The following is a 16842-nucleotide window of genomic DNA, read 5'->3' on the forward strand; positions in this document are numbered from 1 at the left end:
CTAAAATCCCTCCGTTTTTAAATATTTAATCGAATACACCGCCTCTTTCTTTTCAGATTCTCCGGCATTTTTCAAATCATAAGTCTGGTCGGCCGGTGTATCAACATTCGGAAAGCGGCGAAAATCTCCTGTACGGAAAACAATCCTTGAAACCTCGGCAACCGGCTGAAAAGCCAGACTGGTCAATACCTCTTTCCCATTTACTGTAATGGTGTAGAACCTGGTAAAAGCATCCAGTTTCAATTTGATATCATAACTTTTACCGGCCTCATACTTCATAAAGTTTTTATAGCGGGCACCGGCTTTTGCACTGATTGTTCCTGCGGTATCAAATGTTAAACGCACTGTTGCCATACCTTTTGCATCTTGCAGTTCGATCTCCAGTAAGCCAAAATCACTCTGTTTCGGCGTTACTGAAAATGAGGTGATCGTTTTTCTGGCGGCGGGGAAAACCCGTTCTGCTTTGGCGAAATCAAAAGGGTCTTTATCTTTCAGTACCAGTGCACCACCTTCGAGTTTTACAGGTGCCCAAAGCGGACTGTAAATATTCCACCTGTCGAGCGCCTTATCTTTTGGCATTTTACTGAACTCCTCTTTCACCTGGTTACTTTCCACGACGTTTACCGGTACCGGAACACGTGATATCCAGATGTCTTCCTTATTCATACTATAGGTTACCCACAAATTGCCATCAGCCGGTTTTCCGTTTCCTTCCTCAATTCCCCTAACATACTGCGGTCCGTATGATTTGTAGTTTCCACCATAACGCATAGGCGTTATCTCTCCGTTAATCAGAGAAAGGTTGGTGTATTCTAAACCGTTTTTACTAGTCGAAATGGCTAAAGGCCAGCGGTATTCTGATGGATTATAAACTGTGGCATAATTTCCGTCCGAAGTTTTTTGCCCCCAGATTTTAGCATTGCTATTTACAAAACCCGGTGCACGAAAAGCACTTTCCGGCCAGCTCTTACCATTGTCGGTACTAATCGCCGTTAATGCGTTTTTCCAGAGCCCTACCACTCGGCCATCAGGCAAATGATAGTAACTAAAGGCCTTATACTGCTTTTGCAAAGTGATCAGCGGATCTTTTCTATCAGCTTCTTCATTCCATTGCTGGGTCATTAATTTATTTGATAGCAGTTCATTACAAGCGGCTATAAAAGCTTTGTTTTTGCTTTTAGTGAAGTAAGGATATCTGGTGTTTTTTTCAGAATAACCAGGATTGTAGTGAACGAAATAAATAGGCCCGTATTTACCGTCTGCCTGAATTTCACGCACTGCCCTACCAATCCCATGTCCATCATTGGGGTCGTCCTTCGCATCGAAACTGATGGCGTAGAAACCCAGAACCAGGAATACATTTTTAGTTGAAACATAGAAACCCATGCGTTGATGCATGACTGCATCCAGGTCTTTTGCCACATCGGTTCTGCCCTCTTTTGTTGTTCCGTCAAGAATCCTGTATATCGGAAAAACCACATCAGGCTTGCTCCAGGTATAGCCGTCTTTTGAGGACTGAACCAAAGTTTGTCCCGGTGGGATGCTTTCGCCCACCTGATCACTTAAGTATTCAATGTAAAACCTATTGTTCCAGTAAGCCAGCATTGGTGCATGGTTATAAGTCCAGCCAAAGCCTTCGGCAAGCTCCGGATGCTCACGATTAGCCCTGAAAGTCTGGATATTGTGAACACCGATCACTGGCGAAAGCTGGCCATGATGGTAATCTGCGTTAACTAAAGTCTTTCCGGTATAGCGTACGGTATCCTGCGCTTCCACATTAGAAAACGCAAGTGCAAATGCCAGGGTTAATCCAAGTAATTTCTTTTTCATTTTTTCAATTTCTCAATCACTTTCCGCTTCACTTTTATGATCGTTCCGTGTTTATGTCCTTCAGGGATTGAAACTTCGGAGGTTACGTCTTTAAACGTTTTAAAATCAGCCGTTTTGTACGCCGAATAGATTTTCTGCCCGTAGGCATCAAAGTAAATCAGCCAATCCTTTCCAACTTTTACAACCGTTGGTCCCTCGGTTAACTTCGGACTAAATGTTTCCGAGACATTTTGATAAGGGCCTAAAGCCGCTTTTCCAAAAGCCACTTTTAAATTTCTGTTGGGCCGCGTATTGTCTTTCAAAACCAGTACATAATCTTTGATTGCTCTTTTCACGATTACGGCATCGATCACACTGAATCCGGGATCCAGAAACAGTTTAGGTGATGATAAAGTCACGAAATCCTTGGTCGTAACAGCATACATCCGGTGGTTGTTATCTTCTTCTTCAATCCCTTTTGCAAAACGAAAAGGAATAGTAGAAGCCCATATGATTACAAATTCTTTTTTATCATCATCGTAGAAAACTTCAGGTGCCCATACATTTACTGTTTTCGGCTCACTTTCCATTACCGGAAGAAATTTTTGTTTACTCCAGTGTATTAAATCTTTAGAACTGGCATAACCAAACCCTTTATCTCCTTTCCAGCTGCAAGTCCACACCAGATGAAATGTGCCATCAGGTCCCTGCACAACAGACGGATCCCTTAAAACTTTCTGTGTACCCACTTCCGGCTTTAATAATACTTTATTCAGGTCTGTCCAGTGATAAGCATCATCGCTGTATAGCATTCTTAATCCATCGGTAGCAGGTTCATGAAACGATGTGAAAATATAGCCTTGTTTTGAGCAAGAGGTAAGTCCACACAAAGCCAGGCCGATAAGGGCTAAACGAAATGACAATATCAACTTTGAACGGCAAACCATTATTATTCCTTTTCTAAAACCAGTACCCAATCGTTACCATTTGCGGCCTCCCCGGGTGGATTAAACTCCTTTACGCCTTTATTTTCAAATGTGCCAATTGCGCTCACTTTCCCTGTACGGGGATCGAACCAGGAGGCTTTTACCTCATCACCATCCGTTTTACCCAGTTGAACGTTGAAGTTTCTGCCGGTATAGGTATAAACCAATGCAAAATCTTCACCCCTGGTGGCAATGACGCGCTCATATTTCTCTCCGTTTGTACCGGCAACCAAAGTCTGGTCCGGCACGCGATCAAAGAAGGAATGAGACAACATTAAATCTTTCAGGTATTGCATCTGCCGTGCTCCCGGCGCATTGATAGCGGTAATCCACTGGTCTTTAGGACCATAAGCGGGTTTTAAATCCGTTTTTTTGTACATCTGCATCACCGAATTATGGCCGTAAGTGTAGCCAAATGCACCTGCGAAAACCGACCAGTAGCCATAGCGCCTTACATCCGCATCGGTCCAGCGTGGCTGTGTGGTATCATGTAGACCTTGTGGTATGTCCTCGTAAGACGGCTCCCCGTCGATAGTTGGTTTTACCGGTTTCAGTTTATAATCTGCCTCAATATATTTCCAGTTATCTTCTCCATAATGCAGCTTTTCATTTTTAGAGGTATCCTGATCATAACGGCGGTGGCCCGATTGTATCATATCAAAATCGCACCAGCTGGCATTATGGAACCATTGCGATGACGCCGTTCTCCCTCGTGGATGGAAAGTAATCAGGTGGTTAGGATCATTCGCCCTTAGAGTTTCACCAATTGTTTTCCAAACATCCATACCCTCGCTTCCTTTAATATCGCCCCCATTTAGCCAGATGATATTCCATTTGTCTTTATAGCGTTTAGCCAGAAATTCAGCGTATACTTTTGCCTGATTCTTATTTACCTTTTTTTGTTTCACATTCGTTCCCCAAACCGGCACCAGTGCCATATACAGCCCTTTTTCAGCAGCCTTATCAATCACATAATCCACGTGATCCCAGTAATCGTAGGCCACTGAATCTTTTGGATTATTCCCTGGTGTAACGAACGGCCTGGAAACATCTGCGTGTACTAACGACGAATCCAGGTAAACATTCCTCGAGGGAACATCATGTAGCAGCATCACCTGGATCACATTAAAACCTTTCTGCTTACGGTCTTCCAGATACGTATTCGCCTCTTCCCTGTTCAGTCTTCCAAACAATAACCAGCCGGTATCACCCAACCAGAAGAAAGGTTTACCATCTCCTGTTGTCAGGTATCTGGAGTTCTCAGAAATCAGCAGACTTTTATCACCAAAATGAGGTTTCTCCTTGCATCCGAAAGCAAGGGATGAAACAACAGCGATTAGAAATATTTTCGATTTAAAGTTCATGTTAAATTTTGTTGATGATGAGCACCTCGTCTCCAGATGCTGTTTTATCCAGTTTTACTAACGATCCACCATTCACTTTTTCTGCTTTAAGCACCTTTCCTGTCTTTGGATTGAGTATTTTCACACTGAATTTTCCATTGAATTTACTTAGATCGAGATGAAGTGCATCGGCGGTTGAATTGTATAAAATATAAGCTTTGCCCGGATTTTCAAGTCCGTATTGTTTAACACTTTTACCCGCCGGAAGAAATGGCTTCATGCCGGATGCAAGATTCAGTGCAGACTCATCAAGATAATCTGCATTGGAAAGCGAACCGCCTGCCATGAAAATTGCCCATCCAAAACTGTCAAAGCTATCACCGGAATACATCACTGCCTTTTCAGGAAATTTTGCTTTGTATTCTGATACCGCATGGTAAACTTCTTCAAAAGATGTTTTCCTGGGCTTTAACAAACGGGCATGCTGGCGCGGTGCCAAACTTAATCCACCTTTTGGGGCATATGCACTTCCATCTGCCTGGTAATGCCAGTACCTGATATCGATCAAATCAACTACCTTAGCTCTTTTGGCATCAGCAAGAATTGCATCCTGTACATCTTTTGTTACGCTTAGCCCGATAATCGGGTGATTGCCGGTTTCCTTTTCCCACTCCTCAATGGTATCAATCCAGAATTGTACAAAATGCAGCGGACCCGTAAATTCGGCGCCAATCAATTGAATCACACCATAATTTCCATCAAAATTCTCTAGGCATTTTCTGATATAGGCTTTGTGAATGGCTTTGCGGTGTTCGTTGGTGATGTCGTAAAACTGCTCCGCCATGAAAATCCGCTTATCACCTGCATAAGGAACAGGTTCCGGAAAACCGGTATCGTTAATATTGTTAGCCGTACGCCATGGGAAATCAGCATAGTGAGCGCCTGCTTCGATGATGTTATGCTGGAAATAGTTTTCGTGAATTAACACCAGGCCCTTCTGGTCGGCCAGGTTAGCGAAGGTCTTTAACCTGTCCCAGTACCAGAGATTGTATTTGGTAATGTCATATTTACTCAAGCCATCCCAAGCCTTATCCTGGCCACTGCGTGCATAGGGCAACTCGTAAAACGGTGCCCAAACCTCACCATCCATGCGGCGGATCCGCTCGTGATCGTCCCTTCTTCTATCGTACCAGAGCCCGTAATTATGGTCTAAAACTTTTACATTGCCATTTTTCATGGAATCTGTAATCTCATCCAGATCATCGGTCAGGCCATTACCCGAACGGCCGGGCACAAAACGCGTAACGTGGAATCTGGTATTCTTGAGTCCGTAAGGGCGGGCGCTTCCATTCCACCAGGGCACTTCCTGTCGGTCACCCACAACGATTTCGTTACCGCGAACCAACCAGCCGTTCTGGATGGCCATTGTACCAGCAACTGCTACCTGAGTGACTTTATCTATCCCTATTTTATCAATGCTTTTCGCCCGAGGGGCATCAGTAGAAATCTTATTTCTTTCCCTTGCAGAATCGATGTATTCAGAAAGTGTCAAAGCAGGTTTATAGGCTAATTTGGTCAGTTTTAAAGCCACATCAACCGGCGGCGAACTTGAAGCCTCGGTTTCTACAGGCAACACAAAAGCTCTGCTATCCACATCATTTCCCAATCTGTCTTTGAGTTGTGCATAATACAAACTGCGTGGTTGAATTTGCTCGTTCGACATGTCCCAGTAGCCGTTGCCCGTAAACTGCGCCCATGTTCCGAATGCCCAGTTCTGCGCAGTTGGCGGTTGCGGGTTATCTACCCTTGCAGCACTGCATTGCCAGAAAACGCTATTGGCAGCACTCCAACCTGCACCTTGTCCGTCCTGACCACGATTTAAATAACTCAGTGCGTTGCCATCAATATTCACAATATCAAATAAAACACCTGATGCCCAGCTATCGATTGTTCCGCTGAAGCTAAAAGGAAGATAGGACTGGCACTGCACAAAAACATTTGGTCCCGGTGCACAGAAACCAACCGCAAAATCATGATAGCCGTATTCGGAGTATAACCTTTGAAAAAGCGTTTGCTGACCCGTGGTATAAAAAGTATTCCTGCGTTCGCCTCCGATTTCCGAAACAGGAGCCAGTGATTTACAGTCTTCAACGGTTACCCTTTTGGCCGACTCCAGTACATTTACGGCTGAGCCTGCAAAATGCTCGAACACCACCTGACGCACCCATGCATCCTGTGCATTATCGATACAAATGGCTGTCCACCGATGATATTCATCCTTGATGTTGTCTTTGTGGTAATCTGATTCAATATTCAGGTTTTCAACTCCCGCTTGTGCAACTCTTCCATCCCACTTGTATTTTGATACCGTTGCGCCTCCGAATTTTGAATCCAGGGCGGTTGTAACGGGAGCATCGAAAGTAATGTTTGATCCGTTTATTGCTGTGATTGTTCTATCCCAACGAACTTCCCTGGTTCCGGGTTTCCAACCTAAGGCGCTTTCACCACCACCAAATTCAACTGTTTTGAGGGTTTCGATCCATTCTTTTGTTGAATGCCTGCTGATGATGATCTTATCGCCAACCTTGAAGCCATTAACATCGGACAATGTAACCTTATTCGAGTTTACCGGAACATAACTATCCGTAATTGCAACCGGTGCATTTTCTACCTTATCTTTTTTGCCTAAAACTCTGATTACGCCTATCCGGTCTAAACCGGTTGCCAATATTTTTGTTCCTTTTTCGCCAAATCCACTTCCGCGGAGCACTACACCGGAAGTAGTCAGTTTTAAAGTTCCGGCAACTTCGTAAGTTCCCTTTTCCAGTAAAACTGCACCCCGAAGACCGTCTTTCCCAACAGGAAGTTTTGATACATAATTGATCGCCGACTGGATTCTTAAGGTTGCATCGCCTTTTGAAACGGGAACGATCACTTTAATTGACGCATCTGGAATGGATTTTTCGCCAGCCATGTAGCCTGCATAGGAGAAATCAGGAATGCGGTTTCCAAGCTCATCTGCCGTATAGGCCATTTTCCCGTCATTGCCTTTGAAAATAGGTTTAGGTGGTTCAACAGGCTTGGTTTTCTGGGCAAAGGAAAAGTTAGCAACAAAAAGCGCAATCACCGCAAGGCTTAGCGTTTTCAGTTGTTTAGCTTTTAATATATGGTTAGTTTTTGGCATTTTGTTATTTTTGTATAACCGGCGATTGGTTTCGCCTTTTTTAAGGCCTCACCTTGCTTACATCCACTAAGCTATTTAAATATACCTCAATATTGGCATAACCTGATTTCGAAATTTTAGCTGCATCAGCTGAATCCTTCGGATTTAAACCATGCTTGGTTTCCCAGGTATCAGGAATTCCATCGTGATCCGTATCCTGGTAGGGCGTACCCTTATATTCCGGGTAACCGCCAACCTGTGCGATATCAGAAATAATCCCTTGCTTGTATGAGTCTGCTGGTAAACGACGTTTTACATAGCTTTGTTTAGCGGGAAGTTTTCCATCTTCAACGTGTTCAATTTTACCGGTTGCTACCTGTTTAACAATTCTTTGGTCAACCGCATCGCGAACCGGCAGAGACGCACCGGCGTTGGCCAGAACATATTCGTAAGCTTTTTTGGTATCGATAATGGAAATCTTCGCCATTGGCAAAGGTTTATCTGTACGGATAGAATCCAGTAATTTTTGTTTATCACGTTTGCTCTCCGGCTGGACCCCTCCGTCCCAGTTATTTTTAGTCACTTTTTCATTGCCCTCAATGATATTTCCGGTAACGTAAGCACGACCGAATTCATTGGTAAACCTCTTATCCCTGCCCGATTCAGGTTTCAGAATCCGGTAAGAAATGGGTTCACCTGCTGGAGTAATCGGACCTGGTTTATAGTAATTATTGATGAAACTGTAGAAAGAGGCATTATCTCCACCATCAGCACTCCTGTTCCACCAATTGAAAATTACATTATTGGCAAAGCCGAAATCGCCATACATCCCAACAGAGGGATTGCGACTGATATTCGAAGCCCATAAATTTCGCATGAAAGTAGAGTTTAAACCACCTATGGTACTGCCAAAAGCATGGTTATAGGTATCTAGCGCTTCAGAGAAAATCGAGTTTTGAATTGTGACGTTTACAGTAGGTAATTTCTCCGGTTTAGAGCCATCTTTAGGATCGTAAACATGGCGGTAAATCGACATATTTTCATCCAGTCCCCAGCTTGCAGAAACATGATCGATCATGATATTTCCTACCGGATTACCTCCAATGGCATCATCTCTTCGGGTTACCTCTGTAGCACCGCGACGGAAACGCATGTAACGGATCACTACATCGTGTGTATTGAGCCATACTGATTCACCTGCAATGCAAACCCCGTCACCAGGCGCACTTTGTCCAGCGATGGTAATATATGGTGCGCGGATGATGAGAGGCGTTTTAAGTCTGATAATACCGGACACATTAAACACAATGATTCTGGCTCCGCCCTGCTCACAGGCTTCACGCAAAGTGCCTTTTCCCGAGTCTTCCAGGCTTGTTACAACATAAACTTTTCCTCCGCGACCTCCGAATGAATAAGCGCCACCGCCCTCGGCACCCGGAAAGGCTGCCAGCTTGGATTGTGGTAAATCGCCCGGTTTAGCTGCCCAGGGAATATAAGGTTTACCTTGTTTTGCTTCAGCATCAACAACCGACTTTACCTTTAAAAACTGTAGCTCTGATTTCTCTTCAATACTCTTTAAAAGCGAATCTGCTTTCTTTTCCATTGCTTCCGGAATTACCGGGTATTGTGCAAAAGCGGCATTTCCGAAACCAAGAGCAGCAATGAAAACTGCCAAAGACGAATATCTGTTCATTTTAGATAGGCTTAACTGTAGATACCGGAACCACGCTGTTTAAATATACTTCAATGTTGGAATAACCACTTTTCGTAATTTTCGCAGCATCAGATGCATCTTTAGGATTTAAACCGTTTTTCAGCTCATAGGCATCAGGCATACCGTCATCGTCAGAATCTTTGTAGGGAGTTCCTTTATACACCGGGTAGCCACCAACCTGAGATACCTCAGTGATGATTCCTTGTTTGTAAGAATCTCCTGGCAACCTGCGGTGCTCGAATTGGAATGCTGATGGTTTCGCATCAGGATGAACTTCAATTTTCCCTGTGGTTACCTGCTTTATCACTCGGGTATCTACCGGATCTCTTTTTGGTAAAGTCGCACCCGCATTTGCCAGTACATAATCTTTGGCCTGTAGGGTTGGAATTATGGAGATTTTAGGCATTGGGAATGGCTTCTTCGTTCTCATGGCCGCAAAATATGGAGAAGCCTGCTCAAAACTCATCAGGTTTCCTTTTTTATCTTCCAGCTGAACGCCGCCGTTCCAGTTATCCTGAGTTACTTTTTGGTTTCCATCGATGATATTTCCTGCAACATAGGCCCTGCCAAAAACCACATAAGGCAATTTACTGCGACCAGATTCAGGTTTCAGAATACGATAGGAAATCGGATCTTTCAAATCAGTAACCGGACCTGGTTTGTAAAAATTATTGATGATGTTATACTGTGCTGTGTAATCACCGCCATCAGTGGAGCGATTATTCCAATTGAAAACTACGTTATTGGCAAAGTTGAAAATGCCGTTCCATCCAATTGATGGGTTACGGGCACCATTATCTGCCCAAAGGTTACGAACAAAAGCACAATTCTCTCCACCAAGTGTTGAACCAAATGCATGGTTCCAGTAATCTAAGGCTTCAGCGAAAATAGAATTCTGGATTGTAATGTTTACTGTCCCTAATTTCTCTTCGGTTTTACCGGTGCTATCGTTATACATATGGCGGTACATGGACATATTTTCATCCAGTCCCCAGCTTGCTGACACGTGATCAATCATGATGTTACCAACCGGGTTACCACCTATCGCATCATCCCGGCGACCAACGAAGGTCTCTCCCCTTCTAAAACGCATAAAACGAACGATTACATCATGGGTGTTTAACCAAACCGATTCACCCGCTACGCAAACACCGTCGCCAGGTGCAGTCTGACCGGCAATGGTAATGTAAGGTGCACGGATAATGAGTGGTGTTTTAAGTTTTATGATCCCGGCAACATTGAAAACGACTATTCTTGCACCACCCTGCTCGCAGGCATCACGCAACGAACCCGGACCGCTGTCGTTCAGATTTTTTACCACGATTACTCTTCCGCCGTGCCCGCCAAAGCTATAAGCACCGCCGCCTTCAGCACCGGGAAAAGCTAATAATTCAGACTGAGGTAAATCATTTGGACGGCCTGCCCATGGAATATAAGGTTTCCCTTGTTTAGCTTCCTGTTCTATAATTGGCTTTGCTTTTTCCCAGGCTACATCTGAATGATGGTAGGCCGCTTTAAGCAGAGAATCAGATGACCTCTTAACGTCATCAGGAATTTTCGGATACTGTGCAGAAACTGAACCAGCGGAGAGCGTTAATGCTGCTGAAAAAAGCAGATTTAATAAGTTCTTTTTCATTTGTGTTTTGCTCGTTAAAGAAGCTACAGAAATTAAGCAATTTTCTTGTGGAAGAAACGGATTCGAATTACAAAAAAAATGATGCTGATTTCTTAGATTAACTTGGTTATAAAATTTGGTTAGATAATATATTATGTTTCAAATTTGCATTCAAAAAAAGTAGGTGTTTTTGCTGGTGCAGTTGTTTAAAATTGTGTTATTCGAACAAATAAACTGACGATAAAAACATCAGAAAGCACCTTTAAAAGCCACGATCGAAGATAGGAATATTTTTCATATATAAATGTAACATTCTTAAATAAAAAAGGAGAGCACTCGCTGCTCCCCTTTTTAAAACCAAATATATAAAACCCGGAGCGAGAAGATATCTCCTCCGAATGTCTTGTTATTTCAACGGATCGAATGTTCCTGCACCTTTTAAGCTATTCCAGCCTGTAGTCTGTTCCAGGTATGGAGAAGCACTTAAAATGTTTTCGTTCAATCCAAAGAAATAATATTGTGGATACCAGGTAAACTTCCAGTTGGCTGGATTAGTTACGTCAAGGTCATCTTTTTCTGTTATCACAAAATAGTTATCATACAAGTAATCTAGATATGCAGCATAGTTGGCACTACCATTTGGGGTAGGATAAGTTGCCGGATCCCTGTCAATAACCGGTGCATTTCCTGTAGCAGGTTTTATCAACGGATCTGTGCTACCATTATATCTTGCGCCTGCGGTGGTTTTCACTGTGATGAAATATCCTGTTCTACGAGTACCGTTTAAAGGCTTAATACCTAAACGGGCAGCTGTAGGAGAGTTTTCTTCAAAAAGCATCCAGCGTCTTAAATCAAAGAAACGTTTTCCTTCGTATGCGAACTCGATGCCACGCTCTTTAATTACAGCACCAAAAAGCTGATCTCTGCTAGTTAAGCCACCCAGTCCGTATGCCCCGTCTAAATTTTCTACACCCGCTCGTTCTCTGATAGATTTGATACCTTCCAGACCTTCTGAAAGCCTGTTAGATCCTATGGCAGATTCCGCAAGGTTTAGCACAACCTCCGCGAAACGCATTTCCATATAATCCATTCCATTCTGCTGAAAATTTCCATTAGCATTTGAGGCTGCAGGGTCAGTTGCTTTACACAAATATATGCCACTTGAATTTGCCCCTTTTGTTTCTGTGGTTAAGCTTGGAATAGTAGCGGTTGCGTTGTTATACCATTTATACGTCCATTGCTTGAAATTTGCCCCTGTACTTCCATTATAGGGCCAAACTGCTCCATTGTAGACAAAGGTTTTGTAAAAACGTGGATCACGGTTTTTATAGAATTTCTTTGCATCGTAGGTATAAGTGGAAGAACCTGGCATTTTACCATCCTTCATAGGAAAAGCATCTACGATTTGTTTTGTAGGAGAAAGAGAACCTCCACCATTTAATTCTTTTGATCTGGCTGCTTGTTCCCATCCATTGTTTTTAGTAGTAGTTCCGCCGATGGCCAGATTATTAAAGCCGTACACGATAACAGCTTCAGGATTATTTACTTCAGTAAACCACATATTACCCCATGCTACTCCATTCGCAGTACCGCCAGTTTTAAATAAGGCACTGCCATTCGCTTCAAGTAATGTTTTGGCAGCAAGATTAGCTTTATAGGCTTCTTCCCAACGTGCAGCGTCATCGTTCCGGTTAAACAACGGACTTGCCCATGTCAACAAAACCCTTCCTTTAAGAGCTGCGCATGCTCCACTGGTAATGCGTCCCCAATCTGTACTTCCCCATTTTCCAGGTAATAAAGATTGTGCTAGGTCTAAATCGGTAACGATTTGTTTGATACAATCAGATGAAGAACTTCTCGGAATTTGCAAGGAAGTACCATCATCGCTTATAGGATCTTGAGGAACTAATGCTAAAGGAACCCCTCCGTAAAGTCTAACCAAATCAAAATATTGCCATGCTCTCCAGAAATACATCTGGCCTTTCAACTTGTTTCTGGTATCTTCCGGAAGCCCGTACTTATCAATTTCGGCAAGAAAGATATTAATTTGTTTTAATCTTGTATACGGATTATTCACAATGCTGGTACTAAGTCTGGCACCAAAATAATTTAATGCATGACTATTGGTGTAGCTAATAGTTGACCAAACCTTATTGAAATCAGTCTCCCCTGCAAACTCGTCGGTTGTTCTAGCAAAATTATCATTTGCCGTGGCCAGGTTCCAGGAAAGGGACTGAGCATTATTTCCAGGCAAAAATAAACCATATACGTAGTCGACATAGCCTTGTGCAAGTGCCGCATCTTTAAAAACTTCCTCATTGTATCCGGCTAAATCTCTTTTTTCTTCAAGAAATGTGTCTTTACAACCTGCCACTAACATTGCAGCAGCTGTAAATAATACCAATATTTTATTTCTTTTCATCTCTGTTATAGATTATTGATTTTACGAAACTAACCTGATTAAAAGGTTAAGTTAACACCAAGTGAATATGTCATTAAATTCGGGTAAGCATCCCATGCACCATCAGGTCCTTTGTAACTATATGGGTTATACAGATTAGCAGGATTAAGCGCAGATAAAAATACCCTTGCGTTATTGATTTTAACTTTTTCCAGCATTGATTTCGGAAAGGTGTAGCTAATATTAAAACTTGGTATCCGCAATCTGAATGCACTCACTTTATAAAAATTTGATGTCGGAGTTAAGTTAATATCGGCGAAATTTGGATTTGGCATCACTCCCTCAGGGTTGATAACCGGATCATAAATATTTCCCCAGATACTTGGCAAACTGGTGAAATTTCTCGCAATAGATACGTTTAGTGCTTTTCTTTCATCAATTTCAGACCAACCTCCGAAAGAGCCCGCTAATACGGCATCAACACTTATACCTTTGTAACCTGCTTTTAATGTGATACCGAATCCATAGTGATTTGTTGCCTTATGTGACAACTGAATCTGATCGTTCGCATCAATAATTCCGTCTGGTCCGGCAAATGTACCATCTGACTGCAACTGACCTCTAACATCACGATAGTACAAAGTACCGGGTTTCAGTTGTGATACAGGTACACCAAAAACCTGTGTTATTTTATACTGGTTGATATAGTTGGCTACATCTTCCGGGGTTTTGAACATTCCCATATAATCGTAACCCCATTTTCCATTGTCTGAAGATTGATTAACTTGCGCTAACCATGGCTTTAATGCATCATTTGCATTGAAATTACCAACCTTAACTTTATCATCGTTCCAGCCAAAACGTGCACTTACACCATAATTAAAGTCAGATCCAATTTTATCATCCCAGGAGATACCAAGTTCGTAACCAAAATAATCAGCTGCTCCAAAGTTTACGGATGCTACAGTACCCCCAACAGTTACCGGGATGCTCGCTGTAGGCTCGATCAAAATATTTCTGGCCAAATTATAGTAACCTTCCACGTTCAGTGATAATCGGTTGGCAAGGAATTTAGCATCTATACCAACATTATTTTTATATTCTGTACTCCAGGTTGCGTCTCTGTTTGGGGCAGCTTCCATTTTAAAACCAGTGGTAGCTGCACTATTCCCTCCGAATACACCACCTTTACCATCCTGAAATGTGTAACGCTGTCTCCACAACCAGGCTTTGGTCTGATCGTTTCCAAGAACTCCGAAAGCATATCTCAGCTTTAGGTAATTAACTGCGGGTACTTTAAAGAAACTCTCCTCTGAAATTACCCAACCAACAGATCCCGAATAAAACTTGCCCCAATAATTTTCAGGTGCAAATTTCGTTGAAGCATCTGTTCTGAATAAAAACTCCGCAAGATATTTATTGGCGTAAGCATAATTTGCTCTACCTACATAAGATAGTGTCCCAGCCTCGTTTGCACTTGTAGAACCATCGATTGCCCCCGTTGCCGAGTTGAATTGACCATTAGTAGCTGCAATCGGACTGGCTTTATATACAACCTGCTGCGAGTTTTCAGATTCTGATTTCTCCACAGTAAACAATCCACTTACTGAATGTTTTCCAAAATCACGTGCATAATTTAGAACAAAATTGGTTTGTTCGCTTTTTTGGTTTGTATTCGAGTAATACAAGCGATCGCCATTGGTAACCCTTAATGAACTGGCTACTGTTGCACCCTCATAAATGTGTTTATTTGTCCCTAATCTGTTAAATTCATATAATGTATAAGATGTCCCTACCTGGTCGCCCACTGAGTTACCTGTATTTCTTGCATAAGCAAACCTGGCTTTTAGCCCTTTAATGAATGGAGCTTCATATTCTGCATAAGCATTTACGGTAAACAGATTAGATTTGGTTGTAGCCAGGTTATTTAACCTGTTGATTTCGTTGAAATGATATCTTGATAAGTCATTTGTAGTACCAGGAAGTTTTACCGGTAAACCATTGATATAATCAGGAACATATCTAGGAGCTAAGAGCAGGTTTTTATAATCATCCTCAACCCCTTCGCCTGAAACTTTATTAAAGGTTTTTACCAAATCACCACTGTTACCCGAAACCTGTAAACCAACCTTCAAGTTAGAGGCGACAGTAACGTCTGTACCGGCTCTAAAATTCCATCTGCTGAAATCTAGTGTTGCTAAATTACCTGTTTGTTTGTTGTATGATGCATTAGCAAAATAGGTTGCACGGTCAGCACCACCGCTCACACTTAAGGTGTGACGAACATCGTATGCGGATTTCCAGGCATCTTCCAGGCGATCATAATCGATAGTCTTAAAATGCTCCAGTTCATCGTCTGTGAAAAAATTATCTACTCCAGGAATCTTCGCCCCCCCATTCGGACCATTCATAATGTTGAAGTATTGGCCAAACTGGTATGCGCTCATCATTTTGGTACGGTAAGCCTCGTCATTAATAGCGTAAGACCCACTGTATGAAATTCTAGGTTTACCCGTTTTTCCACGTTTAGTTGTTACTAACACTACCCCGTTTCCGCCTCTTGTACCATAAATAGCCGCAGACGCATCTTTCAAAAATGACATGCTCTCAATCTCTGAGGCATCAAGATTTCCAAAATTTGTGGCATCCGGTTTACCTTGACCATCAATCTGAATCACACCATCTATTACGTATAAAGGATCTGTACTTCCTCCATCTTTAGAGAAAATCGTATTTGGATTTCTTATTGTAATTTTCGCCGGTGTACCTGGACGTGCAACACCACCACTAACGCCAACACCCAGTAGCCTGCCACTTAAAGCGGCGGCTACATTAGTACCAGGCAGATCTTCAATTTCTGAAGCTTTAATATCGACAACAGATCCTGTTAAGGTTGTGCGTTTTTGTACGCCGTACCCCACCACTACTACGTCTTCCAGGTTCTTATTTTCTGAAACCAGCTTAACAGTTATCGCATCTTTTGATCCCACTGTAACCTGTTGTCTTACATACCCTATATAAGAAAACACCAGGACATCAGCATCACTTCTTACCTGAATAGTAAACACACCGTCGCTATTCGTACTTACATTACTAGGAATACCTTTAAGGCTAACATTCACCCCTGGGATGCCCTGACCATCAGACTGGTCTACCACCTTACCCGTTACCTTTCGTACCTGGGCAAATAGAGCTGAACTTGCACATAGCAATAGCAGCAAGAACAATGAAAATTTGCGTAAAAATTTTAAGTTCATATTTATTATTTGGTTAGTTCTCGATGTAAACAGCTAAAGAGCAAGAAGCCAGTCACATTGATTTAAAATTTGATTTTATTTTTTTCCTATAGAAACAGATAACCAGATCAGCTGATAGTTACTAAATGATTATTGAAAATTACAATGATTTACACACCAAACAGATTCTGCGGAACGGCTCATTTATTTTTTGATTACGGTTTTTTATATTCTGGTTAGATTGTTTTTTAAACAATTCTAGTCTCAATGATACAACTCAACAATTTGTATTAATGAAACAATGATCCAAGGTACAAATAAATTCATATATAAATACAATATTTAAATAAAAATTTTATTTTTTTATTTGTCACCTTAATTTCCTGAAATTTAGGTCATTTTTACCAAGCCTCAAAACCTAACAGTCTTATTTTGAACGATGAAATACATTGAGATCGCTGGTCTCGTTTGTGTAGATGATACGTACATTTGTTAAGCTACTGTTGAGTAGCATTGCACTTGGAATATACTAAACTCTGGAAAAAGTAGTAGAAAAGTTCAGGTAAACATCGGGC

At 42.1% G+C, this 16842-nt stretch carries 8 protein-coding genes; all 8 read right to left on the reverse strand.

Annotation, left to right across the window (positions count from 1 at the left end):
* Positions 1 to 1830, reverse strand: coding sequence for a hypothetical protein (locus tag AB669_RS17865; protein WP_047800693.1), 1830 nt, complete (start codon positions 1828 to 1830; stop codon positions 1 to 3).
* Entirely contained in the window at positions 1827 to 2732 is a 906-nt protein-coding gene (locus tag AB669_RS17870) for a glycoside hydrolase family 43 protein (RefSeq protein ID WP_231582707.1), read from the reverse strand. Before AB669_RS17870 ends, AB669_RS17865 begins: the two co-directional genes overlap by 4 nt.
* 26 nt (positions 2733 to 2758) lie before the next feature.
* Entirely contained in the window at positions 2759 to 4159 is a 1401-nt protein-coding gene (locus AB669_RS17875; protein ID WP_047800695.1) for a glycoside hydrolase family 140 protein, read from the reverse strand.
* Position 4160: 1 nt separating this feature from the next.
* Positions 4161 to 7322: a DUF6298 domain-containing protein gene (locus AB669_RS17880; RefSeq protein ID WP_047800696.1), complete on the reverse strand. Its 3162-nt coding sequence runs from the start codon at positions 7320 to 7322 to the stop codon at positions 4161 to 4163.
* A gap of 40 nt (positions 7323 to 7362) precedes the next feature.
* Positions 7363 to 8994: a polysaccharide lyase family 1 protein gene (locus AB669_RS17885; RefSeq protein WP_047800697.1), complete on the reverse strand. Its 1632-nt coding sequence runs from the start codon at positions 8992 to 8994 to the stop codon at positions 7363 to 7365.
* A gap of 1 nt (position 8995) precedes the next feature.
* On the reverse strand, positions 8996 to 10651 hold the full coding sequence (locus tag AB669_RS17890) for a polysaccharide lyase family 1 protein (protein WP_047800698.1): 1656 nt from the start codon (positions 10649 to 10651) through the stop codon (positions 8996 to 8998).
* Positions 10652 to 11036: 385 nt separating this feature from the next.
* Positions 11037 to 13052 (reverse strand): RagB/SusD family nutrient uptake outer membrane protein, encoded by a 2016-nt coding sequence (locus tag AB669_RS17895; RefSeq protein ID WP_047800699.1) that lies wholly within the window; start codon positions 13050 to 13052, stop codon positions 11037 to 11039.
* A 38-nt stretch (positions 13053 to 13090) separates the two neighbouring features.
* On the reverse strand, positions 13091 to 16288 hold the full coding sequence (locus AB669_RS17900; RefSeq protein ID WP_047800700.1) for a SusC/RagA family TonB-linked outer membrane protein: 3198 nt from the start codon (positions 16286 to 16288) through the stop codon (positions 13091 to 13093).
* Positions 16289 to 16842 lie beyond the last annotated feature (554 nt).

It is taken from the genome of Pedobacter sp. BMA, from assembly GCF_001027745.1.
GTDB lineage: Bacteria > Bacteroidota > Bacteroidia > Sphingobacteriales > Sphingobacteriaceae > Pedobacter.